The following is a 22689-nucleotide window of genomic DNA, read 5'->3' as shown; positions in this document are numbered from 1 at the left end:
CTGCCCGTCGAGGCGGGCAGCCCAGGGAACGGCTACTCGTCGACGGAGACGACTCCGCCGGCCTTGATGTGCCGGGCCGGGTTCGCGCCGTCGGCGATCAGCTCGACGATCTCGGCCATCGGCCTGGAGCCCTCGAACTTCACCATCCCCGGGCTGACACCCAGGCGCAGCGCGGTGGTGAGGGTGTGGTCGGGGCGGGTGAGGATGTCGAGGGCGCCGGGGCCGGGGGCGGCGAAGACGGCGCAGTCGGAGAGGACGGCGAAGCAGTGGAGGCCGGTCTGGGCGGCCATTTTGCGGAGTTTGCGGTGGAAGTTGACGGTGGCGGTGTCGATGACCAGGGCGCGCATCAGTGGATCCCAGGTGGGGCGCTCCAGAGCCGGCCAGCGTTGGCCGGGGCGGTAGCCGTGCCCGCGGGGGCGCTCGCGCATCTTGCCGATGGTGCCCTTGGCGGTCTGCTTGATGGCAGTCAGCACCGCGACCTCGGCCGGGTCACCGGTTTTGATGGCGGCCATGGCGTCCAGGAATGCGACCGGGTCGCTGTCGGCGAGGGTGAGCGGGACACCGAGCGCGGCCATCGTGTCGACGTAGGCCTGGCGCAGGTGCTTGTGCCAGGGGTCCAGGTAGGGGCCGCTCTCGTGCCGCAACCAGCCCTCGGTGGGCTGCACGGCGGCGCCGAGTTCGACGGCGTAGGCGACCTTGGCGGTGGTGTACCAGGCCGGGCCGGTCGGCGCCGTGCCGTCCGCGGTGAACGGTGACGGGAGCAGCGGGTCCGTCCGGGCGCCGGTGAGGTCGACGAGCCAGGAGCCGGGGATTTTCTTGTCGAAGGCGGGGTTGAGTTCGTGGACGGGCTCCGACAGTGGCAGGACCAGTCGTCCGGCGGCTGCGAGGAAGGCCATGTTGACATCGAGGCCGACCGCGAACGGAGCGTCCTTCTCCGCGTCGGTCAGCTCGCGGTGCCAGTCCCACGCCTCGGTGACCAGCTCGCCGCCCTCCTCGCGGTCCTGCGCGAGCGGATGGACGTCCGGGACCTCCGGCGGCGCCGGGTCGAAGGCGTCCTTGGGCCTACTGCCCTCCACCCGGCCAGACGTCCAGCCCGTTTCGGTGCGCACCGCCCGGGTCGGCGGGCGCAGCGCGGTGACCAGCTCCAAGCCGCTCACGGCGGTGGAGCCGCGCGGGATGAGGACCCGGGTGGCGTAGGTGCCGAGAAGACGGGCCAGGTCCGAGGCTGTGAGGTCGTCAGGGATGGTCCAGCCGCCGGAGGCCAACGCGCCCCAGGCCGGAATGCACAACTGCACGCACTGACGCTTGCCGCCCTCCGGGGTGCGGTAGATCCGCGCCCACGGGCCCAGGCCCCGCTGGGTCAGCAGCCAGCCGGCCCTCTCCACCGCCTTCACGGCCCTGTGGGTCTTCGGCAGCTGGCCCAGGCGCGGCACGAACTCGGTCTTCTCGTCTCGTCCAAGCGGGGGCAGGCCGAGCTCCGCGAGGGCGGCGTCGGTGAGGACGACCAGGGCATCACCGTCCTTTCCGTACCGGTGCAGCCGCGGCGAGCCGAACCTCTGCTCCAACGCCCACTCCACCACCGCCGCCAGCGTGCGGCCGGCCGGAGCGGTCGGCGCCACCGTGCCGTCAGCGAGGTAGGCCACGAGCGACTTGCCGTTAGGGGCGACGTCGAGCACCGCGAGCGGACCGGACGGGAACCGCGCCACCGCGGCTGCCTCCCAGTCCGACGGACCCTCAACCGCCGAGGCCGTCCTCGCCGGGGCCTTGCGCGTCCGCGAAGACGCCAGCGGACGAGACGACGCCGCACGACGCGCAGGCGCAGCGGCGGGGGCGGCCTGTCGGGGAGCGGCCACCGGGGCCTGCTCGGCGGGCTGCGCGGTGCCCGGGATGGCTGCGGTCGGCTCGGAGGCCGGGGCGGGGGTGCACCAGCCGCCCATGTGCACCGGACGGCCGGCGGAGCGGTAGGGCGTGGGCCGGCCGCACCGCACACATGGTGCGGGCTGCTCGGAGACCAGGTCCCCGGCCGCGGTGCGGTCCAGCTCCACCACCTGGTGCCGGTCCTGTTGCCTGGCCGACGCCTGCGGCACCACCGCGGCGGCCGGGGCGGCGGGCACCTGTGCGGGGCCGCCTGACGCGGGCGCGGGCGGCTGCGCGGGAGCCGGAGCGGATTCAGCGGGCGGCGGCGGGGTCTGAGCGATGGGGCGCACGAGGCCGGCGGCCTGGGCACGGCGCAGCCACTCGGTGGGCTCGACGGTGCCGTGCTGCAACGCCAGCGTCGCCAGGAAGGCGATGTAGACCTCGCGCTTGGGTGGGCGTGGGTCCGTCGTCCCGGCCTCCCAGCGAACGATCGTCTCCCGGCGGGTTCTCAGGGCCTTCGCCAGGTCTTCCTGGGTGTACTGGGCCGCCTTGCGCAGGCGCTCCCGCTCGGCGGGCACTGGCAGGTCGTCCGCCGGCCTGGGCCGCTCCAGCAGCGCGTCGATCGCCGAGAACAGGTCGTCGCTCATGGAACACCTCCCCTTTCATCACCCACCCTAGCGTGAAAGTCACTCTTGAATGTAACTTTTCCTAGCACATTCACTCGGGTGGGTGCGGCGGGGCACCTTCGCAACACCGGGGTGGAGTACGGATGTGCTGGTGGCGGAGGAAGGGAGATGGAAGACCTCCCAATTCGCCAGGGCCAGGACCGCCGCCTGGGTGTGGAAGTGCGAGTGCGCCGGAGCGTCCTTCAGCCGGCACAAGGGCGCCGGCGTGAGCTCCAGCGCATATCGAGGGCTTCGAGAGCGTCGAGCTGTTCACGTGACAGGGCGCCGGGGTCTCGGCGTCTCTCGGATATCCATCTGCCGAGCTGGAAGTCGGTGCCGTCCAAAGCACAGCGGTACCAGGAGGGCACGTCGAGGTGCTGGTGGTTACGCCTGAAGGTTCGGGCCGCTCTCAGGCCTCGTGCGAAAGCCCACTCGGCGGCGCCGCGAGGACGGCGCAGCAAGAGGGCGAGGGGGTGGGTGAAGGGGAGGGCGCCGAGAAGGTTGTGCCTGGTGTCACCAAGCTTGGTGAGGTTGTCGATCTGGTCGTCGAGCCAGCGGGTGAGCGGGTCGTGGTCGGTCTGGGGGCGCAGGGTCGGGAAGGCGAGATCGCCTTTGCGGGCAGCGGCGAGAGCCTGGGCGTAGGTCCGTTTCCAGGTGGGCGGCCATGGCTCGCTCCACCATGGGTAGATCTCGCCGAGGGCCCGCTGGTAGCAGCCGGGAAGGGTGCGGTCGCGTACTTCTCTGCGGCGGTCGGCGAGCCAGCGGCCGAGGTGGAGGCCGCCGTGGCGTTCGTGTTCTGCCGGCGCCAGATGTCCGTTGCGGCTCATGTAGTCACGGGCGACTTGGAGTTTGCGTTCGATGCTGCGGGGAGGGTGTTCCCACAGCATGCCGAGGGTGTCGAGGGTGCTGATCCGGTCCGGGAGCAGCATGGCGTTCAGCCGTAGTGAGCGTTGCTGGCCGATCCACCAGCCGAGGTAGAAGCGGTCGGGGCCGAGGTAGCGGCTGGGAACGTTGAGGTGTCCGTGTGCGCGGTGGAAGCGCTCGGCGCTGGCGAAGCCGTAGTCCCAGAGCTGGTTGGGTGCGGGGGTGTCACTGAGGTCGAGGAATTGGAGGATCTCGTCGGCGCGTTCGGGGGCGGCTGCCAGTTCGGGTAGTGCGGATTCGCCCCGGCGGTGTGCTTCCAGGTGTTCGACGCGGTGGAAGGTGTGCTCGTCGTAGAGGCTGAGGGCGATCAGGACCTCGTAGAGGAGGCGCCAGGGTGTTCTCCTGGTGGCTTCTCCCATGTCGTCGCCCGGGGCGAGGTAGATGGGGATGACGATGGTGGAGATCTTTCCGTCGCCCGGTGTCTGGCGCAGTGCTCGGCCGACGGCCTGGACGATGTCGACGGTGCTGGTCTTGGGGTGGGCGAAGAGCACGGAGTCGATGGCGGGAATGTCGACGCCTTCGCTGCAGCACCGGCAGTTGGTGAGGACGGCACGGTGTGGAGCCGCGGTGCTGGGCCCGGTGTTGAGGGGGTAGCGGCGAATGCGGTGTAGGCCTGGTGCTGTTCGAAGGGGGTCTGGTGGGAGTTGACGGTGCCGACGTGCAGCAGGGAGCAGTCGAAGCCCGGGCGGAGGGCGGCTGTGCCGGGGAGAGTGTCGGCGAAGGTCTTTGCGGCAGCGATGGAGGGGTGGAAGGTGAGGGTGCGGCGCAGGTCGTAGCGCTGCTGGGCGAGGGTGAGGGCGAGTTGGGCAGCTGCGGCACGTAGCGCTTCGGACGTCCAGGTGCTGGTGTCGCGGCGCAGGGTGTGGAGCAGGTCTTCGTTGCGGACGGTGATGACGACGATGCGGTAGTCGGCGAGCAGTCCCTGGTCGATCGATTTTGCGAGGGAGATGCTGTAGACGGTGGGCCCGTAGAGGCTGTGGTCGTCCATGGAGGCGACGACACGGTCGGGCGGTACGCCGCGCTCGGTCCCCTTCTGCCGGTCGAAGACGAGAGGGGTCGCGGTCATGTAGAGGCGGTGGCGGGCGGGGAGCACGTCGTTGTCGTGGACCTGTGCCCAGGCTTTGTCGAGATTGCCGGTGGTGTGGTGCGCCTCGTCGACGACGATCACGTCCCAGCCGGGCAGGTGGAGAGCGGCGTGTGCCTGGATGACCTTGTCCAGGGACTGGTAGGTGCAGAACACGTTGAGCGGCCCGTCGGACAGTGCAGACAGAGCCGCGAGGTCCTCCGGCTGGTCGATGGTGGTGAGGATCCCCGCCAGGGCCGGGTCGGCAGGCTTCTCCCGCGAGCAGACACCGATGTACCGTCCCGGACGTCCTTCGTGGTGCCACAGAGCCGCGGTCTGTTCGAGCAGGCGCAGGGACGGTACGACCACGAGAGCACGTCCGTGGGGGCCATCTCGTGGACCGTGTTGAGTGCGACGTGGGTCTTGCCGCTTCCGGTGGCCATGGTGACCGTGGCCCGGGATGCGCCTTCCTTGAAGACGGACACACACGAGTCGACGGCCAGGTCCTGGTGTCCACGCAGGGGGCTGCGCAGGCCCTCGTACGTCGGTGTGGCCAAGGTCCCCTCCCGGGTGGCTGCCTGCGGCCTCGCGTTCGAGCGTGGGGGAAGCGGCCGTTGGCAAGGGGAGGTCTGCGGGGCGTTCATCCGAAGGAGTGACCGCTTTCTTGACCGGGGAGCGGCACGCTGGTGAGGCTGCGATGTCGGGCAGTGTGGCCGGAGGGCATGTGATGGATGGACAGGGGCTGATGTTCGGTCCTCGGTGGCCGCTGCCCGGCCGGGCAGGCCTGCTCAGAGGTGAGTCGACGGGATCGTTCGTCGCGCGGCTCGCACACGGCAACGGCCTGGGACTGGCCGAGTTCCTGGGCCGCGTCGGTCAAGGGCAGGCTTCGGCCGATCCCGAGCGAGTCGAGAGGTATCCGCAGTCCACCGAGATGTACGTGAACGAGCCCGGGCTGCGGCACCTGGCAGTCCTGTCCGGCCTGCCGGCGCAGATGCTGCGGCGGGCGCTTCCGAGTTTGGCCGAGCAGTACGTGCTGCCCGGCGGCAGGGAGGCGCTGTGGCAGTGGCCGTGGGAGGCGGAGAACGGGTACCCGGTCCGCCGGTGTGCCCTGTGCGGGTACGCGCGCCAAATCGGCGAGCCCGTGTGGCTAATGTCGCCGCAGCCCTGGCAGGTGTGTCTGCGGCACCTGCGGTGGACGGACGACTCCCGCCAGGAAGAGCCCTCCTTCGTGGACATGCGGGCGCTGCCGGAGTGCGTGCGGGCGCATCAGGTGCGGCTGCGGCTGGTGCGGCGCTTCAAGGCGGCCGGGAGCCGGGCCTTCGCGGATGCCTCCCGGGTGGTGCGGCTGTGGTGGGCTGCCGCGCCGGAGGAGCCGTTGTGGGCGGAGCGGGCCTGGCGGGCGGGGCTGGGAGCCCGCACGGCCAGGGCCGTGCCGTTGGTGATCTATCCAGAGGCGGCGGCCCTGGCGTGCTCGATGCTGCGTTTCGAACGCGGTGGCCGGTTCGGCGGTCCCGACCGCAGCCGCTGGCTCAGGGAGGCCGAGGGCCTGATGGCAGGGGCGGGGCTGGACTGCGAGGTCGGCCGGGACGAGCTCCTGCGCTGGCTCGAGGGGCGCAGGTAGGCGAAGACCGGGTACGGGGCGTCCTGCGCGCCTTGAGGCCTGCAGCGGCCGGCGCCAGCGAGCGTGGCCTGTCGTACGGGAGGGCCGGGGTCGCGGCCGCAGAGCCGGGCGCGGCTGCTGTGCTGCTTGCCCGTCCGCAGCGCCAGCCGTGCGGCACGGCGCCGCGGCACCGAACGACGGCCACCGGGCGCGGGCCCGCGTCAAGGAAGCTCATCCGTTCGGGTGATACCGGCCTTGGCGCTCCCCCGCTCGGCCGGCGGTGTCTTCAAGCTGGTGGCGTCCGGGAGGGTGGGGAAGGGGGAGTCCGGTGCGCGACGTCGTCGGGTGGCACCTTGACGAGCACGGCGAGCTGACGTCGTCGCGGGCCGGCGACCTGGCCGGCGTGGCGCTCGAGGAGCGCCTGCCGCCGACGGACCCCGTCGCCTACCACGGCCGCCAGGGCGTCATCACCGCCTGGCCGTCGTCGTCCCGCTCGACGGTGGTGTGCGGGTCGCTGCGCCGGCTGCGGGTGGCGGTGGAGCTGGACTTCACCGCCGGGATCGGTCCCTTCAGCGGTGAACCCGTCGAACTGCACTGGCTGCAGGGCCGTGTGCGGCACCGGTGGCGGCCGGACTTCATCGCCCGCACCCGCCGGGGATCGCGCTGTGCGGTGGTCGTCCCGCCCGAGCGCCGTGCCGGTCCGCAGTGGCAGGAGCGGATGGCGGCGCTGCACGAGGTCGCGAAGGCGGCAGGCTGGACGGTGCGGCTGTGGCCGGTGCCGCGCGGTGTGCGGCTGGCGAACCTCATGTGGCTCGCGGACTACCGCTTCCCCGCCCCCGGCGAGCGGGACCGGGAGAACGCCGTACTGGCCGCCTTCCGGCAGCCAAGGCCGCTGGACGAGGGGGTGGCGGCGTGCGGGGTGCCGCGACTGGTGGCGCTGGATCTCGCCTACCGCCTGTTGTGGCAGCAGCGCCTGCGGTTCGACTGGACGCGGCCCCTGCTGGCGGACGCCCCGGTGTGGGCATGAGAGGGAGGGGTTCCGTGAGCGGAGAAGGATTGCCCGGGCGGTTCGAGAGCGGCCGGGTCCGGGTCGGCGACCATGTCCGGTGGCGGGGCAAGGAGTACCGGATGGACGCCCACGCCGGGCCGACCGTCACCCTGCAACCGGTGGCGCCCGGGGCGGGTACGCCCGTCGACGCTCTGTACAGGGCGGTGGCCGGCGCCGCGGACTTCGCCGTCCTCGACCCCGCCGGACGGCCCGTCGAACGCACCGGACTGCCGCCCCTGGGGACGCTGCTGCGGGGCGTCAGCAAGGAGGACCGCACGAACGCCCTGGACTGGCACCGGCACATCAAGGAGATCGACACCGGGATCCGGCCCGGCCGCCTGCACCCGCGGCCCGGCTACGACCCGGCCACCACTACCGTGGCGCAGCGCTGCCAGGCCAAGGCCGCCGAACTGGAGGACCTGGGCGATGTCCGCGTCAGCTGGCGGACGCTGGACGACAAGCGCCGCAAGTGGAAAGCGGCGGGCGAGAACCCGCTGGTGCTCATCGTGGACGGGCGCAAGGGCCGCCCGCCCCGGCCCGGCGGCCACACCGACCCCCGCCTGATCGAGGCCATGCACGAGGTGACCGACGCCTTGGCGAAGGAGTCCGGCGGGCGGATCAACCGGGCGCTGGACCTGGTCGAAGATCTCGTGCGGCGCCGGTACGCCAAGGAACTGCGGGATCCGGCGGAGGCGGAGCGCCTGCTGCTGCCGCAGTCCACGTTCTACAAACGGATGGCCGAGCTCGGACTGTCCGACGTCCTGCGCCAGACGACCCGCCAGCGCTCCGCCCGGGCCAGCAAACCCAAGGGCCCCCACGCCCCCTCGCACGCGCAGAAGCCCGGCCAGTTGACCCAGATCGACACCACGCCCTTGAAGATCAAGGCCCTGGGCGAGGACGGGGAGGTGGTCTCGGCCGAACTGACCTCCCTGGTCGACGTCGCCTCCCGCAGCGTGGCCGGGTTGATGATCGTCCCGGCAGTCACCGGCGACGGCCCGCCCGGCCAGCGGGTCGGCGGCCGCGCGACCCGCGCCTTCGATCTGGTCCTCACCCTCGCCCAGTGCTTCGCGCCGCTCCCCACCCAGCCCGGCTGGGATCCGCTGACCGCCGCCGCCACCTCCGCGCTGCCGTTCGGTGAACTGCGCGCCGCCGACCCGCGCTACACCGAGGCGACCGCGGCCCGGCCCGTCATCCACCCCGCCACGATCGTCCTCGACCAGGGAAGCCCGTACCTGAGCCGGCACTTCGAGGACGTGTGCGCCTTCCTCCGCATCGCCATCCGCTACGCCCGCAAGGACCAGCCCACCGACAAGCCGATCGGCGAACGGTTCTTCTCCACCCTCGCCGACGGCTTCAGCCAGCATGTGGCCGGCTGGACCGGCCGCAACCACCAGGCGCGCGGACGCGGCATCGACCGCGGCCCGCTGTGGACCATCAACAAGCTGCAGCAGATGGCCAACGAGTGGGTCGCCCTGGAGTACCAGCAGCTCCCGCACAAGGGGCTTACCCACCCCGCGCTGCCCGGGCAGCACCTGTCCCCCAACGAGATGTACGCGGCCCTGGTCTCCCGGTCCGGGTACCGGCCCCGGCCGCTGACGCCCGAGGACAGCCGCAAGCTGCTGGTGCCGGCGTGGGTGAAGGTCACCGACAAGGGCTTCGAGGTCGACAACCGCCCCTACCAGAGCCCGAGCGGCGAACTCAAGCCGCTGGAGGGCCTGGACTCCGGGCTGGAGGGCCCTGGCGCGGGCGGCCGGTGGGAGGTCCGCTACGACCCCTACCGGCCCGAGGTCGCCTGGCTGTACGACCACCGCAGCCCCGGACGGTGGATCAAGGTGGAGTTCGTCCACCGGCACCTGCTGACCGATCCGTGGACCGTCGACCACTGGGACGCGGCGACCGCCCTCGTCCTGGCGGACGGCGGCCGCAAGGACCACCACGCCGCGATCGCGCTGGCGGTGAAGGACCGGCGCCGCCGCACCCGCACCGCTCCCTCGCGCCGCAGCCGCACCAACGCCCTGCCGCCCTTCCAAGGGCCCGCGCTGGACGTCGAAGCGGTGGCCGAGGACCGGTACGCCGGAATCGGCGACCTCGACCTCGACGCGATCGTCCCCTCCCCCGTACGCGTCCTGCCCACCGCCGAACCTCTGCCGACGCAGCGCCCCGCTCCCGCCTCCGCCGCCCTCGCTGGCCTGTTCGGCGACGACGCCGATGACGAGGACGAGGATCCGGAGCAGGAGCAGCGGGCAGCGCTCCTCGGCGGGGACGCCTCCACCCTCCTCTTCGAAGGAGAGCTGTGAAAGCATCGGCCGCGCTCAGGGACAAGCGGCGCGAACGCGCGCTGCAGCGGGCGCTCAGCGCGCCGATGCGCCCCGAATGGCTCCACACCCTCCCCGGGTGGAACCACTACTCCCACGAGCACCTCGTCGTCCCCTCCCTCGCCGACCACCCCGCGCTCAAGGAGGAGAAGGAGCGCAGGAAAGACCCCCGCCTGGGGTTCCTCGGGCACCTGACGATGGTGGAGAGCGCCGCCGCCAGCGCGGGCATGGACGACGTGCTCGAGGCGGTCCTGGTCAACAGCCGCCGCCGCGAGGGCCTGAGCGACCGGGTCATCGATGGTCTCTCGGGCACCGGCAAGAGCATGCTGCTGCGCACGATCGGACGCGCCGTGCAACTCGAGATCGAGGAGCACCCCCACTTCACCGGATCCCAGATCCCCGTCGTGCACATCCTGGCGCCCGCCGACACCGACAACAAGATCAACTGGATCTGGGAGATCGCCTGCTTCCTCGGCCTCAACCCCGAGCCCACCACCGAGGACGACCTCATGCGCTGGCGCAGCTACCCGGACCTGTCCGTGCCGGTCAACTACGTCCTGGAGACCGCGCTGACCCGGCTGCTGCTCGTCGACGACATCCAACGCGTCACCCCGGCCCAACTCGCCCCCGTCCTGAACTACTTCGACTACCTGCGCAACCGGCTCGGCATCACCACCGTCTTCTGCGGCACCGGCGCCAGCAGCATCGTCCACGAAGCACGCGCCATCGCCGACCGCCACACCATCGTGGTGCGCCAGCGCGCCGAACGCCTCGCCCGGGCCCGGGAGCAGGACCCGGCCCACCCCGGCTACACCGCGGCCGACGAGAAGGACGAACTCGCCTACGGCCGGCTGCCCGTCACCTGGCTCGACCCGATCCCCTTCGACCGCCACGACAAGACCTCCTGGCCCACCGTCCTCGCCGGGTACGAGAAGCACCTGTGCCTGCACAACCTCGACGAGAAAGCCCTGACCAAGCACAGCCTGTACCTCCACCGGCGCACCGGCGGCTACTTCCGCGACCTGTCCCAGCTCATCAGCCAAGCCGCCACCCGCGCCGTCCTCACCGGCACCGAGAACATCACCCTCACCGAACTCGCCGCCGTCACCACCAGCCGAGACCACTGACCCTGCCCCGGCGGCCCGTCACCGGGGGAGGGCCACGATGTGGGACCGGATGCGCCGGCCGAGCAGCGCCGAGCAGCGGGTGTCGCGCACGAGCGCGGCCAGGTTCTGCCACGCGGTCAGGCGGATCTGCTCGGGCGTCGTGCGGTGGTGGCGGGCGAGGGACTGCTCCACCCGGGTCGTGTTGCCGGGGCGCGGCGTGGGGGAACTGCGGTCCCCGAAAGGGTGGTCGGTCTCGGTCAGGACCCGGTCGAGGGGGATGGAGTCCAGCAGTGGAGTTCTGCGGGCGGCGGCGGCGTTGAGGGAGAAGTAGCAGCCGAGGGCGACGGCTCGGGCCGTCAGCTCGGCGTCCCCGAGCCACCAGTGCAGGACCATGCCGGGTGCGGGGGATCGTTCCAGCTCGTCCAGGACCTGCTGGTGGGCGGCGTGGCTGTGGACGCTGGTGATGCGCGGGGTGCGGGTCAGGGCGTCGAGGATGCTGCGGAAGGTGGCCCGCTGGCGGTCCATCGGGATGCGGCTGCTGCCGTCGAGGCCGATCTCGCTGACGAGTGGGGTGCGCTCGATCAGGCCGGCGAAGCCGTCGGGGTCGAAGGCCGTGTGGCTGCGGGCGAGTGCGGGGTGGACACCCACTCCCCAGATGATCTGCGTGTCCGTGCGTTGGACGGCTGTGGCGGCCTCGGCCAGGGAGCGGGTGGCCGCGAAGACCACGGCGCCCAGTCCGGCGAGGTCGTCGGCCGGCACCCCGATGTCGATGTGCGCGTGCAGGTCCAGCGGCGGCAGTGCGGTTGTCCTCATGGGTACAGCAACTCCAGCTCTGCGACGCCTCGTCGGCACAGCTCGTAGGCCTGGCGGGCGGGGTAGTCGGCGGGAAGGCTCAGTGTGGTGACGTCGGCGGGGCGCAGGCCCCGCGCGAGGAAGGTGCGCAGTGACGGTTCGACCGACTTGTTGCGCAGGTAGGTCTGCAGGTTCTCGTCGTGGCGGGTGTGGAGGTAGTCGGTGGCGTCGTGGAGGTTCGCGGCGAGGAAGGAGGCGCGGCGCAGCAGGCAGCCGAAGCACACTCCGCAGTGGGTGCGCACGGGGATGCGGTGGCTGCGGTGCCCGGTGTGGGCGCAGGAGTGGGTGCGGCTGAGGAATTCGGCGGCCGGGGTGGGGCCGACGAGTTCGGCGGCCTGGCGGAACATTTCACCTTTGGTGCGGGTGGCGAAGGGGTTGTGGATGTCGGCGTGGGCGCCGGCGTCTTTCGCGATGGCGGCCAGGCTCTGCAGGAACAGGGGGTGGGTGGTACGGGTGGACAGGGCGCCGCGCTGGTCGGCGGTGAGGGGGATGTTGAGGGATGCGAAGCCGTTCTCCGGGATCCACAGCGGCACCCCCTCGACGGCCGCGGCGGCCAGGCCCAGGGCGAGAAACAGCAGGGAGCGGGTGCGGGTGGAGTACTCGTTGGGCAGTTTCGTGCCGTCGGGCCGGCGGGCCTTGCGGGAGAATCGCAGCCCTTGGTGGTGTTGCGGGGGGCCGTCGATGAGACGGGCGATGTCACCTGCGGTGTCCTTCTGCAGGGGCGCGAGGTTGGTGGCGCCGACGTGGGACAGGAGCAGGTGCCGCTCCGGTCCGAGGCCGTGGCGTGAGACGAGGGCGCCGACGGCGGAGTCGGCGCCGCCGCTGAGCAGGACCACGCGCCGTATGCCGGGATACGGGGTGGCCCGGACCGTCTCCTGCGGGGCGGGAGCGCGGTGGAAGCCGATCGACCAGCGGTCGCCGGACAGGAATCCCAGGAGCTCCTCGAGCCGGTCGCGGACGGCGTCCCAGCGGGCCGGCTCGTGGACGGGCACGCTCAGCTCGAAGGTGCGCCGGGTCCAGTTGGAGCGGGCCGCGCGCCGGGGTGTGCTGCGGTCTGCGGCGTAGACCAGGGCGGCGAGGCGGACCAGTTCGATGTTGGGTTCGGGCACCGGCCCCAGCGCTCCCAGGGACGGCCCGAGGGTGGAGACGAAAGAGACGGCCGGGCCGGGGGGCCACCAGAACGTGGTGCCGGCGGCGCCGGGGTGTGAGGTGTCGGCGTCCAGCTTCAGGGTGTAGGCGGGCATCAGGGCTCCATCCAGATGGACCGCATCGCCCCGATGCCCTCTTCGACGGCCCGGGTGATCTCGGAGGCGCTGGGTCCGGTGATCGTGAGAGAGGCCCGGTCGGCTAGGGCGCGTGCGGTCTCACGCAGTTGGCGTTCACCGTCCGCGGTGGCCCAGGCGGGACGGGATCCGTCGTTCATCTTCGCCGCGGTCTCGCTGACGACCGCCTCGAAGATGATCATTGCCAGGGTTTCCCGGACGACCTCCTCCGCACTGGGGGGCGTGTCGGCGGTGCCGGCCTCCAAGACCCACTGGGCGACCTCGCTGGCGACGAAGCGGCGCTCCTTGTCCTCGATCGTGCCGTCGGCCAGCGGCCCGCAGGCAGCGTCCACGATCCGGCTGGTCCAGTCGATCGGGTCACTGGCCGCTGCCCGCAACTGGGTGTAGTCGAGGCCCAGTTCGCGCAGCGCCCCGGCGTCGCCGGTACGGTACGCGTACGCCGCGGCTGCGGCGCGCCCGGCCGTGCGGGAGGACTGGGCGATGGTGCGCTGCGCCCCTCCCCCGGCCGAGCCCCCTGTGCCGGTCCCACCTCCTCCCGCCCCCGCTCCGGGACCGTCCGCATGTCCGCCGGACGACCTGAACAGCCCTAGGGAGGGCAGGAGTTGGCCCGGGTCGAGCTGCTGCGGGGGTGCGTCGGGACCGGCGGCGGCCAGGGCGTCGAGCCACTGCGTGACGTTGCTCTGGAGTTCCTTGCTGGCCGGTGTGCCATTGCCCGTGTAGGAGCCCTTGGTTCCCATCAGCGACGGGTTCCGGTGTTCAGGGCGATCTCCAGCGTCGCTCTGATCCGGGCCGGGCTGGCGGGGGCGTGGCCCTTCCAGTGCTCCAGCACGCGACGGAAGTCGGGCTTGTCGGCGGGTAGGGCGAGGATGGTGGCCGGCTCAAGCTCGGCGGTGGGGATGGATTGCAGCAGCCGGGCGCTCTGGTCGGTGATGGCCGGGTAGGCGGTGGCGATGCGCACCAGGCCGCGCACGGCCGGGTTCTGTTCGGTCGGGCGGTCCCGGGCCGCCCGGCCGAGGTATTCCACCAGTCTCAGGGCGTCGTCCTCGCCGAGCGCGGTGATGTCGGCGTCGGTCACCCGGTGCTGGTCGAAGCGGACCGTCGACAGCAGGCCGGCCGCGATGTCCCGCAGTCGGCCGGGCAGCCCGGCGTCGAGAAGCTGCTTGCCGGAGAACGCCGCCGCCAGATAGAGGTAGGGGGCCAGATCGACGCCGTCCAGCCCCGGGGGGAGCTTCGCCCACCGGAGCAGATCGTCCTCGAAGGCGAGCGGCTCCCCCTCGGCAGGCTCCGGAGCGGGGTCCGGTCCGCCCTCCGTGGAGGGTGCTTCCTCGGACACCGGGGCCTGCGTCGTGGGTCGGCCGGCGGCAGCTTCGAGCTTGGTCATGCGTGCGCGTAGTTCGCCTCGCGCCAGCCACTCCAGGATGGTGGCGAAGGAGTGGTCCAGGAGCTTCTCCAGCACCATGAGCTTGGCCACGATGTCCGCCTCGAGCGCGATGCCGCGGTGAGCGGCGACGGACTGACGTACCCGCAGGTCGTTGAGGAAGCGTTTGATGCGGCGGGGACTTCCCTGCAGCTTCTCGTAGAGGATGGGTGTCATCCGTGAGGCGAAGGCCAGCTCCGTGGAGATGTCACCACCGACCACCGCGTCGGCGAGGTCGTCCAACACACCCGTCGTCCGCCGCAGTTGCACGCACTGCGCGATGTAGGGAGCGAGTTCGTCGGCGGGCAGCCGCTGGGAAAGCTGCAGAAGGACGAGGAACGCCTCGGTGTCGAAGCGGCTCAGGGTGGGCAGCGGCACCGTCGTCTGCACGATCTTGTGCAGGTAGAGACTGGCGGGCTCCTCGGCGTCCGCCTCACCTGTGCCCAGGCCGCCGCCCGGGGTGGGGAAGCGCACCCGCAGGGCGTCGGCCACCCGGCGCTCGTCGGCAGCGACGACGAACGCCATCTTCGGCACCGCCAGGAACAGCCGGATGGTCTCCAGCGTGTCGACGACCGTCTCGGGCAGACACCTGTCCAAGTCGTCGACGAGCACGACCACGCGCCGCAGGTGGGTCAGCTCGGGCGACTCCATCAGCGTGCGAAACTCGCCGCGGAACTCCTCGAGGCCGCGCGACAGCGGCTCCGCCGCGTCGGCCTCCTGGCCGCCCGAGTCGGTGTTGATCAGACTGGTGAGGTCGTCGACCGAAGGAAGTTGCAACGTCAGCGACGTCTTCGCCGCCACCTGCAACGCCTTCGCCCAGTCGACCCGCTTACGCAGCGTGGCCAGCACCGCCCGCGCGCGGCTGCGTACCTGGCCCGGCTTCTCCGCCTTGGCGAGTTCCGCGGCGACAGCGCTGAGAACCTCCCCGATCAAAGTCTCCTTGACGCCGACCCCGGGGTCGTAACGCCACGGGTCCGTGCTGATCACCAGCACGTTGGTGTCACCCCCAGGCGCCTGCGGGGCGAGCCTGTCCTCGACCAGGCGCAGCACCGTGGTCTTGCCGCTGCCCCACGCGCCCGAGACGCCGACGGTCACCGGGTCGAGCGCGTCGTCCAGCACGGCCCACACCACGGTCTCGGCGACCGCGTCGAAGGAAAGCAGATCCAACCGCGTCGGCTCATCCGACCACAGTCCCGAAGACATCCCGGCCACGCCGTCCTCCAGCCCGCGACATCGTCGTCGCAGTCGGTGCTCTTGCCGTCCACCACACGTCCAGCGCGTCACGCGCATGTGGTGGAGGCACACCATAGCCCTCACACCTCCCCCACAACAGGAGGAAAACCGAACTGCTGCCCGCGCCCTGGCAGACCACCAGGACCGCCGACGCTCCCCCACCGACGCCGACACAACCACACTCGGACTGCCCCGAAACCCGTCCCGCTCCGGAACAGCCGTGCTACTCCCCTATCAAACCCAGCCCCCAAGGCCGAACGCATCTACGAGAAACGGCACCGGCCCTAAAAGAAACTGACCCACCGCCAGCAACACGGCACCACCCCACGACACATCTCCCGAACATCAAGCAAGGCACTGACCTGCGCAAATACAGCGAAACACACAGGCATTCCAGCAACATCCACGTGATTCCACTCAAATATCCGAACCCTCAGGTCAGATCACCCCTGAGCGCGACCCACGATCACCATCAGCACATCACCGCAGCTCAGCGGCCATCCACCGCGAGCTTAGAAATTCCAGCCAAACCTACGGAATCCACGTCATCAGAACGCCACTGGACTCCGATCAGAACAGGTAACTCACAGTGGTTGCCTGGGCTCGAGTGTGACTGAGCGCTTCAGTTGGCCAGTTGAACCTGGAGTCGGCTATCCGCTCTGGGCTCATGGTGAACAACCGTTGTGACTCGGCACGCTAACTGTCGGGTCAGCACCGGATCTGTCGTCCACCTAACAGCCCCACCGAAGCGCGACGTCTCCCTTGGACGGTTTCGAGCCCAGGGTCGACCGCCGTGTGCTGCAGGCCGCCCTGCCGACCCCGATTCCCGGGGACCGGCAGGGCGGCCTGTCCCTGGTCAGTCCCGGCGGGCGCCCTGGATGATCCGGTCAATGACGGCTGCGGCCTGTTCCGAGTGTCCTCCCAGCCACTTGCCGAAGTGTTCCTGGACGGCCTGTTCGACGCAGGCCCGCACTGCGGCGTTACCCAGCCAGCCGCGCGTGGAGCCCTCGAACTCGGGATGGTCCAGCTTCACCGACACGACCGCCGTCAGACCTTCGCCGATCCGATCAGCGTCAAGGTCGGGATCCGTCGCAGTCAGCAGCCGCCGCTCCCGTGCATATGCGGTGACTGCGGCCGCCACCCCGTCGCGGAAGCCGCGCTCGTGTGTGCCACCGTCAGTGGGCCGGCTGTTGGCGAAGCTCCGGACCCGCTCGTCGTGGGAGGCACGCCAACGCAGGGCCACCTCCACCGTCCCCGCCATCCGCGGTTCCTCCCGCTCGAAGCCGATGATGTGCGGATGAACGGGTTCCTCCTTCTGCTCGTCAAGGATCGCCACGAAGTCCCGCGCGCCGTCGGGGTACCGGAACCGCGCCGACCGGCCCTCGCCCGGTCGGCGCTGATCGGTCAGAGAGATCTCCAAGCCCCGGTTAAGCAAAGCCAGTTCCCGGAAACGCTCGGCCAGCCCGTCGAACGAGAACTCCGCGGCCCCGAAGATGTCGGCATCGGGCCAGAAGGTGATGGTGGTCCCGCTACCAGTCGACGTGCCCGCCTCGGTGAGCGGGGTGACGGCCACCCCGCGCGTGTACTCCTGAACCCAGCGGGCTCCCCCGCGCCGCACTTCGGCCGTCATCCGGCTCGACAGGGCGTTGACGACGAAGGGTCCCACCCCGCAGAAGCCGAGCGTCACGTCGTGGCGGCCTCCGGTTGCCGGCCCGGTCTGAAACCGGGTCAGCAGGGCTTCGAGGCCGGAAATGCCGCTGGCTCCCGATTCGTCGATACGGACACCCCGCCCGTCGTCGGCGACACGCACGGCGCCATCGGGTGCGAGGGTGACGGCGACGCAGCTGGCGTGGCCGGCGAGGACCTCGTTCACGGCCCGGTCGGCGACCTCGAAGACCATGTGAAGCAGGCCGCCTTCACCGGTCGAGCCGATGTACATCCCAGGCCGCTTCCGGATGGCTTCCCACCCCTCCAGCACCTGGATCTGGCTGGCGTCGTACTTGCTGGCTTCCTCGCTCATGATGTCCCCTCCGATGCTGTCCAGCAGAGCTCCTCAGCCTAGGCGAATCTCTGGAAAACACCAGGTCAGGACATGTTTGCCGAGTGCGTGGACGGGCGGGTGAGAGCCTGTCTGGAGGCGGCCGATCCCGGGGTCGCAGACTGGCGCCGCATCGCTGCCACGGGCCCGGCGAAGCCGCGTACGACACCCTTTTGGACGGCCCCAAGGTCCCCAATCTCATCAATCTGAGCGTCAGCCGTCGGCGAGCGACTTCTTCGGAGTTGGCGACAACTTGCCTGCCGATCGATCACCAGCCGACAGACACCTCGCCGAATGGGCGACGGTCGTCGTGCTGACTCACCCGAAGAAGCGCACGTCGAGTAGTACGGTTAGCGACAAGAAGCGTGCTGAGTCACAACTGCCAGGGCCTGGAAACCAGCCGATCCGCGCCTGGTTGAATCAGCGGATGAGTGAGACCTCTGTCGACCTGGGAGTCGTCACAACACCATCGGGCGCGCTGGTCCTGGGGATGGCCGGCTGGATCGACCAGTGGCCCAAGCACGGCGACCCGCTGTCTGTGCGGGCAACGGCTGCCGCGGAGCAGGGCGGCGGCCACCTTCACGAGCCTGCGGACAGCGCGAGCCAAGAGTGGTTCTGCGAGGCGGTCGCGGTGCCGGCCGCGTCCGACCGACCGTTGAAGGTCCGCGCACAGACGTGGGATTCGTACGACGGGCCAGTCATCACAGTCCTGGAAGTCGACCTCGGCCTGCCCTGGCCCGGCGATCCCGGCGGAGAGCCCATTCGGCTCGGTGACCTGCCGGTCGACCGGTGCGGCATGGTCCTCGGGGACGCCCGCGCCCTCGATTCGTTCGTCGGACTGTCAGGAGAGTCGATCGACGGGCTCGCCGACGTCGCCTACTGGGGGAAGTACGAGGACGACGCTCACGCCCAATTCGGCGGCACACCGACGTCCCAGGCCGACGGGCGCGGCGGCCCCTACAGGCGGCTCGACCTCCCCCTCCACGAGGCTCACCAGCTCGCCGACCAGCTCCGGGACTGGCTGTCGAAAGGGCCCCGCATCGGCCTGGTGGTCTCCGTGGACGCGCACACCCACTTCCACCTGCTCGACCGGGCCGCAGAGACCCACCCTCTGCTTGCCGGACGAATCGAACTCGACGGATCCCAGGTACTGCAGCTGGGCTGGGACCCGGGCGACCACTCCATGCGCCACCACGGAGAACGCGCCTGGGACCAAGTCTACGCCGTCACCCTGGAACAGGCCGGCACCACCACCCTCCTGCGCTGGACCATCCCCACAGAAGCAGAAGAACCCGAGCAGACCCAAAACTGACGACGCGCGCCCGACCGCACGGTGCAACGGCCGGCTTGCCAACGTCTGGGCAACGGCGGCACCCTTGCGGGCCGGGGATCCTCCGCATCGGATCGAGTTTCGGCATCTCGCCCCCCGCGGCCGCCGCTCTCTGGCATGCTCACCGAGAGTCATCAGGCTGCGACCAGGGGTGGGGCATGCAGTACACCGTCAGCGCGAGCGTCTTCCTTGCGATCATCATCTTCGTCCGCCTGAGGCGGCGCACCGAGTCCCGCTCCCGCGTCGACGAGACGCTGACCGTCCTCAGCGCCGCAACCTTCGGCATCCTGATCGCCACCACCCCCCTGGGGCAGGCGGTCCTCCACCTCGTGGGAGTGGCGGCCGACGCCACTCACTGACCTGGGCCGGACGGCATCTGGGCAGGTGAGCACCCGGGGCCGGGCCGACGGCAATGCTTCCGTGCGCCGCTGACGTGCCCCGGCGGGGCGTGCTGTCATGGCGCCGCAGATGTGTCGGTTCGACAAGCGGGGTGGGGCACGGGTGGGTTCACGAAGGCCGGCACGGCGCAGGGGCGGGCGAAGGCCGGCGGTGAGGATGGAGGGCGGCTCGACGGTCCTCGCGGCCGTCGCCTTGATCCTGGGGGTGAGCCTGCTGCCGGCGGTGCTGCGGTGGCTGGCCGCGCACTGGTGGGTGCCGCTGCTGGTGCTTCTCGCAGCGGCGGGCATCGGCGCCGCCGTGTTCTACGCGCGGGCGGCGCAGGAGCGGCTCGCCCAGGAGGGCCGGCGGGCGCTGCGGCTGGCGTTGACCGGTCCAGGCGGCATCGACCAGCTGGGCCACGAGGCGTTCGAGTACGCGGTGCGGGACCTGCTGATCCGCGACGGCTGCCGGGCCCGGAAGGTCGGACAGTCCAACGACCAGAGCGTGGACGTGCTGGCGGACGACCCGCTGGGCCGACGCTGGGCCCTGCAGTGCAAGCACAAGCAGGACCCGGTCGGCGGCAAGGCCGTCGGCGTCGGCGTGCTGTACTCGCTGGCCGGCACCTACCAGCGCGTGCACCGCGCCCAGGTACCGGTGGTGGTGACCAACGGCCGGTTCTCCCGGGACGCGGTGAAGTGGGGAGCCGAGCAGAACGTGCTCCTGGTCGACCGCGAGCTGCTCGGCCGCTGGGCCTCCAGCGGCCGCCCACTGTGGGAGCTCATGCCCCGCATCCCCGCACCGCGCAACGGCCACCGCACCTGACCCACCGCCGCGTACAGCCGTAGACACCATCCCCATGACCAACACCCCAACAGCCCGCTGGTGAGGACCGGGGCGCAGCCGGGTGCGGGTGAGGAGGAGAGCCGGTTGTGCCCGGCCCGACGGATCCCCGCGCCCGGGCGGTAACCGTTGCGGGGGATCGTCCGCGGCCGGGCGGCCCTCGTCGTGCAGGTGCGCGATCGCGTCGACCTCCACCCGGCCGGGGACGCCCGGGCGCTCCGGGCCGCCGCGCGCCATGAAACTCCGGTGTCCAATGCGCCGACCCGTCCGGCAGCGGCCCGCACAGGACATCCCGACGCTCCCGTCAGCCGCCCGCGCCGAGGCCGTGAGCAGGCCGGGAGCAACGGACGTGGGCCGGCCGCTCCCGGTGTTCGCCCTGGCGGGCAGCGCGGCGGGCGGCCGGCTCACGGCCCGCCGAAGCGGCCCCGGCCGGCGGGCGGACCTGGCGGGCGGGCGGCGGACCGGCAGGCGACCGCGAGTGCCGACCGGCCAGCAGTGGGCCGGGGCGGGCGGACCGGCGGCGGTTCCCGCCGGGCGGCTCAGCGCCGGCCGCCTGCCAGGGCCTCGATCGCGGGCACGCTCGCGGCGGGCGTCGGCAGCGCCTCGTTCTCGGCCCGCAGACGGACGGCCGCCTCGCGCAGCTCCGGGTCGGTGACCAGCCGGGCCAGCAGCGTGGTATCGACGTCATCGGAAGTCGATCGCAGGCCCGCACCGGTGGAGACCAGCGTGTCCGCGACGATGAAGTTGTCGGCGCCCTGGGGCAGCACGAGCTGCGGGATCCCGGCCTGGAGGCCGGTGAGGGAACTGCCGGACCCGCCGTGGTGGACCACCGCGTCGCACACCCGCAGCAGTTCCGCGAGCGGCACCCAGGGCAGTGCCCTGACGTTGGCCGGGAGGGTGCCGAGGTGGGTTAGGTCGGCGCCCCCGACGGCGAGCAGGAAGTCCGCGTCGACCTCGGCAGCGGCCGCGACCAGCCGGGCGATGGCGTCCACGCCGTCCACCTCGGCAACCACGGTGCCCAGGGTGACGGCGACCCTCGGCCGCGTGCTTCGGCCCAGCAGGTCGGCGGGGACCACGCCGCCGCCGTTGTACGGCAGGTAGCGCATCCGCAGGCCGCCGGGGTCGCCGCCGAGCGAGGCCGGAACGATGTTCAGCGGGGTGGTATCGGCCGGGCCGGCCACGCCGTGCGTCTCGTAGAGGTCGGTGAAGTGGCCGGCGAGGCGGCCCGCCATGTCCAGCCCGGAGCTGAAGCCGAAGTTGTGCAGGGCGGCCGGGATCTTGAGCTTGGCGGCGACCAGTTGGGCGGACGCCAGGCAGGAGTCGTGGACCAGCAGGTCGGCGTCCCAGGCGTCAGCGGCGGCGAGCAGGCCGTCCACGGTGGAGCGGGAGGCGTGGGCGAAGGCGGCCGCCGCCAGGTCGAGGATCTGGTCCTGGGTCAGGTCGGGCCTGGCGTATCGGGTCTCCGCACCGGAGACGGAATCGAAGGAGTCGCGCAGCGGGCGGCCGTCGCCGATCTCGACGACCGGGAACCCGGCCTGGCGGAGCTGGTCCACGGGCGTGGGGCCGGCGAACAGGACCTCGTGCCCGGCGGCGCGCAGGGCCTGCGCGGTCGGCACCATCGGGAACACATGGGTGGGCGCCGCCGGCCCGGTGAAGAGTATGCGCACGGTCGTCTCCTGGTGATTCGTCAGCTGGTGTGGTCGCCATGGGAATCGAGCGGCAGCCGCACGGCCGCCTCCGGACCGCTAACTGACGAATCCTCAGACATCTTCCCGGTACGATCGATAATCGGACGTTCTGCCAAGGCTCTTGCCGTACGGGGCGCGTTCTGCTCCTCGGGCCCCGCCGCCGCGGCGGTCCGCAGGACGCCCGGCCCCCAACGGACCGGGGTGCGCGCGTCACCGCCCGGGTCGTGGCCCGCCCGGGCCCCGACCCGGGAGCCGGATGCGGCCGTGCGGTCGGAGCTCGGCCGAATCTCGCCCGTCGCAAGGCCCCGCCACCCCGATCCGGAGAGGATCAGACCCCGCACGGCCCCGGACACGGGATGTGCGTATGCCATCGAGCAGCACATCGAGTCCCCGGCGCAGGCGTCGGTGAGTACGGCACGGCCGCCGCCCCCGCCCCGCTCGACTCGCCAGCGCCGGTCGCCGTGCGCTACGGGGCGGGGCTGGTCTGACTGCGTCGGGCCGCCGGAGAAGGGCAGGTACACCGCGGTGCCGGTCCGGCGGGCCGAGTCGACCTGCTGGAGGTGGGTGTACTCCTGTGGGTTCATCAGGTCCGCCCACCGGGCGACCGACCGCACCTGCCACTCGGTGTGTTCCTCGAGGTCGAGGACGATGCCATCGAGCTGGTCGTCGGTCAGCTCTCCTCCGTCGCAGACGAACCCGGTCTTGACCATCGGCCAGCATGTGCCGGGGCTGCTGAACATCACGACCAGCAGCCGGGGCTGGTTCAAGAGGCCGGGGTTCGTGACCCGCAGGTCGATGCCGGTGCCCCCTGTCTTGATCGTTCTTCGCCGGACCAGAGCCGCCCGCCGCGGCGTCCAGGGCGGCCATGACCCAATCTCTGCATCCATGCTCATCTGTCGGCCTTCCGGCTCCTCGGTGGCGCTCCCGGTGGCAGCCGGAAGCGGAACCCTGCCCGGGCGCACCGAGGGGCTGCCCGGCCAGGTGGACAGAACAACTCGGGGACAGCCCTGGCAGGGCGTCAGTCATTGGCAGGGCCACGACCAGCCCGGCTA

Annotated in this window: 17 protein-coding genes and 1 pseudogene; 7 read left to right on the top strand and 11 right to left on the bottom strand. The window is 71.3% G+C overall.

Annotation, left to right across the window (positions count from 1 at the left end; all coding sequences use genetic code 11):
- Window positions 1-32 precede the first annotated feature (32 nt).
- From tap to IE329_RS41685, 4 genes and pseudogenes are all read right to left on the bottom strand, one after another.
- The gene (gene tap, locus IE329_RS31635; protein WP_190214456.1) at window positions 33-2504 is read right to left on the bottom strand and encodes a telomere-associated protein Tap; all 2472 of its coding nucleotides are present in this window, start codon (window positions 2502-2504) and stop codon (window positions 33-35) included.
- Window positions 2505-2725: 221 nt separating this feature from the next.
- Window positions 2726-3805 (bottom strand): helicase associated domain-containing protein, encoded by a 1080-nt coding sequence (locus IE329_RS41020; RefSeq protein ID WP_268257357.1) that lies wholly within the window; start codon window positions 3803-3805, stop codon window positions 2726-2728.
- Window positions 3754-4878: a DEAD/DEAH box helicase family protein gene (locus tag IE329_RS41690; RefSeq protein WP_268257356.1), complete on the bottom strand. Its 1125-nt coding sequence runs from the start codon at window positions 4876-4878 to the stop codon at window positions 3754-3756. Before IE329_RS41690 ends, IE329_RS41020 begins: the two co-directional genes overlap by 52 nt.
- A 77-nt stretch (window positions 4879-4955) precedes the next feature.
- Window positions 4956-5153 (bottom strand): annotated as a pseudogene (locus IE329_RS41685) (hypothetical protein); the annotation flags it as partial.
- A 20-nt stretch (window positions 5154-5173) separates the two neighbouring features.
- On the opposite strand from IE329_RS41685, the gene IE329_RS31625 reads away from it, so the two are divergent.
- The 4 genes from IE329_RS31625 (at window position 5174) to IE329_RS31610 (ending at window position 10599) form a co-directional block, all read left to right on the top strand.
- The gene (locus tag IE329_RS31625) at window positions 5174-6130 is read left to right on the top strand and encodes a TniQ family protein (protein WP_229927923.1); all 957 of its coding nucleotides are present in this window, start codon (window positions 5174-5176) and stop codon (window positions 6128-6130) included.
- Between the two features lie 307 nt (window positions 6131-6437).
- Window positions 6438-7136, top strand: a complete 699-nt coding sequence (locus IE329_RS31620) for a TnsA-like heteromeric transposase endonuclease subunit (protein WP_190214454.1) — start codon at window positions 6438-6440, stop codon at window positions 7134-7136.
- Between the two features lie 14 nt (window positions 7137-7150).
- The gene (locus IE329_RS31615; RefSeq protein ID WP_190214453.1) at window positions 7151-9454 is read left to right on the top strand and encodes a DDE-type integrase/transposase/recombinase; all 2304 of its coding nucleotides are present in this window, start codon (window positions 7151-7153) and stop codon (window positions 9452-9454) included.
- Window positions 9451-10599, top strand: coding sequence for an ATP-binding protein (locus IE329_RS31610; protein ID WP_190214452.1), 1149 nt, complete (start codon window positions 9451-9453; stop codon window positions 10597-10599). The genes IE329_RS31615 and IE329_RS31610 overlap by 4 nt, the downstream gene beginning before the upstream one ends.
- 18 nt (window positions 10600-10617) lie before the next feature.
- Here IE329_RS31610 and IE329_RS31605 read toward each other — a convergent pair whose 3' ends face one another.
- The 5 genes from IE329_RS31605 to IE329_RS31585 all read right to left on the bottom strand — a co-directional run bounded on the left by IE329_RS31605 (window position 10618) and on the right by IE329_RS31585 (window position 17383).
- Complete coding sequence (locus IE329_RS31605) at window positions 10618-11391, bottom strand: TatD family hydrolase (RefSeq protein ID WP_190214451.1); 774 nt, start codon at window positions 11389-11391, stop codon at window positions 10618-10620.
- Entirely contained in the window at window positions 11388-12674 is a 1287-nt protein-coding gene (locus IE329_RS31600; RefSeq protein ID WP_190214450.1) for a 7-cyano-7-deazaguanine synthase, read from the bottom strand. The genes IE329_RS31605 and IE329_RS31600 overlap by 4 nt, the downstream gene beginning before the upstream one ends.
- On the bottom strand, window positions 12674-13450 hold the full coding sequence (locus tag IE329_RS31595) for a hypothetical protein (RefSeq protein WP_190214449.1): 777 nt from the start codon (window positions 13448-13450) through the stop codon (window positions 12674-12676). Before IE329_RS31595 ends, IE329_RS31600 begins: the two co-directional genes overlap by 1 nt.
- The gene (locus tag IE329_RS31590) at window positions 13450-15297 is read right to left on the bottom strand and encodes a KAP family P-loop NTPase fold protein (RefSeq protein WP_229927922.1); all 1848 of its coding nucleotides are present in this window, start codon (window positions 15295-15297) and stop codon (window positions 13450-13452) included. Before IE329_RS31590 ends, IE329_RS31595 begins: the two co-directional genes overlap by 1 nt.
- Before the next feature lie 922 nt (window positions 15298-16219).
- On the bottom strand, window positions 16220-17383 hold the full coding sequence (locus tag IE329_RS31585; RefSeq protein ID WP_190214447.1) for an ATP-binding protein: 1164 nt from the start codon (window positions 17381-17383) through the stop codon (window positions 16220-16222).
- Between the two features lie 445 nt (window positions 17384-17828).
- On the opposite strand from IE329_RS31585, the gene IE329_RS31580 reads away from it, so the two are divergent.
- The 3 genes from IE329_RS31580 to IE329_RS31570 all read left to right on the top strand — a co-directional run bounded on the left by IE329_RS31580 (window position 17829) and on the right by IE329_RS31570 (window position 19931).
- Window positions 17829-18713 (top strand): hypothetical protein, encoded by an 885-nt coding sequence (locus IE329_RS31580; protein ID WP_190214446.1) that lies wholly within the window; start codon window positions 17829-17831, stop codon window positions 18711-18713.
- Window positions 18714-18889: 176 nt separating this feature from the next.
- A complete protein-coding gene (locus IE329_RS31575; RefSeq protein ID WP_190214445.1) occupies window positions 18890-19090 on the top strand; it encodes a hypothetical protein in 201 nt (66 codons plus the stop codon).
- 196 nt (window positions 19091-19286) lie between these two features.
- Complete coding sequence (locus IE329_RS31570; protein ID WP_229927927.1) at window positions 19287-19931, top strand: restriction endonuclease; 645 nt, start codon at window positions 19287-19289, stop codon at window positions 19929-19931.
- 557 nt (window positions 19932-20488) lie between these two features.
- On the opposite strand, the gene IE329_RS31565 is transcribed toward IE329_RS31570, so the two are convergent.
- Both IE329_RS31565 and IE329_RS31560 read right to left on the bottom strand, forming a co-directional pair.
- Window positions 20489-21616, bottom strand: a complete 1128-nt coding sequence (locus tag IE329_RS31565; protein ID WP_190214443.1) for a nucleotide disphospho-sugar-binding domain-containing protein — start codon at window positions 21614-21616, stop codon at window positions 20489-20491.
- A gap of 20 nt (window positions 21617-21636) precedes the next feature.
- Window positions 21637-22530, bottom strand: a complete 894-nt coding sequence (locus IE329_RS31560; protein ID WP_190214442.1) for an NUDIX hydrolase — start codon at window positions 22528-22530, stop codon at window positions 21637-21639.
- Between the last annotated feature and the right edge of the window lie 159 nt (window positions 22531-22689).

Source organism: Kitasatospora indigofera (assembly GCF_014655955.1).
Taxonomy (GTDB): Bacteria; Actinomycetota; Actinomycetes; order Streptomycetales; family Streptomycetaceae; genus Kitasatospora; species Kitasatospora indigofera.
The sequence above is the reverse complement of the archived record's forward strand: the minus strand, read 5'-3'. Positions and strand labels throughout refer to the sequence as shown.

Excerpts from the sequence above, each read along its gene's own strand:
- tap (WP_190214456.1), bottom strand. The coding sequence starts at position 2,504 with ATGAGCGACGACCTGTTCTCGGCGATCGACGCGCTGCTGGAGCGGCCC.
- IE329_RS41020 (WP_268257357.1), bottom strand. The coding sequence starts at position 3,805 with ATGGGAGAAGCCACCAGGAGAACACCCTGGCGCCTCCTCTACGAGGTC.
- IE329_RS31605 (WP_190214451.1), bottom strand. The coding sequence starts at position 11,391 with ATGAGGACAACCGCACTGCCGCCGCTGGACCTGCACGCGCACATCGAC.
- IE329_RS31600 (WP_190214450.1), bottom strand. The coding sequence starts at position 12,674 with ATGCCCGCCTACACCCTGAAGCTGGACGCCGACACCTCACACCCCGGC.
- IE329_RS31595 (WP_190214449.1), bottom strand. The coding sequence starts at position 13,450 with ATGGGAACCAAGGGCTCCTACACGGGCAATGGCACACCGGCCAGCAAG.
- IE329_RS31585 (WP_190214447.1), bottom strand. The coding sequence starts at position 17,383 with ATGAGCGAGGAAGCCAGCAAGTACGACGCCAGCCAGATCCAGGTGCTG.
- IE329_RS31580 (WP_190214446.1), top strand. The coding sequence starts at position 17,829 with ATGAGTGAGACCTCTGTCGACCTGGGAGTCGTCACAACACCATCGGGC.
- IE329_RS31575 (WP_190214445.1), top strand. The coding sequence starts at position 18,890 with ATGCAGTACACCGTCAGCGCGAGCGTCTTCCTTGCGATCATCATCTTC.
- IE329_RS31570 (WP_229927927.1), top strand. The coding sequence starts at position 19,287 with ATGGAGGGCGGCTCGACGGTCCTCGCGGCCGTCGCCTTGATCCTGGGG.
- IE329_RS31560 (WP_190214442.1), bottom strand. The coding sequence starts at position 22,530 with ATGAGCATGGATGCAGAGATTGGGTCATGGCCGCCCTGGACGCCGCGG.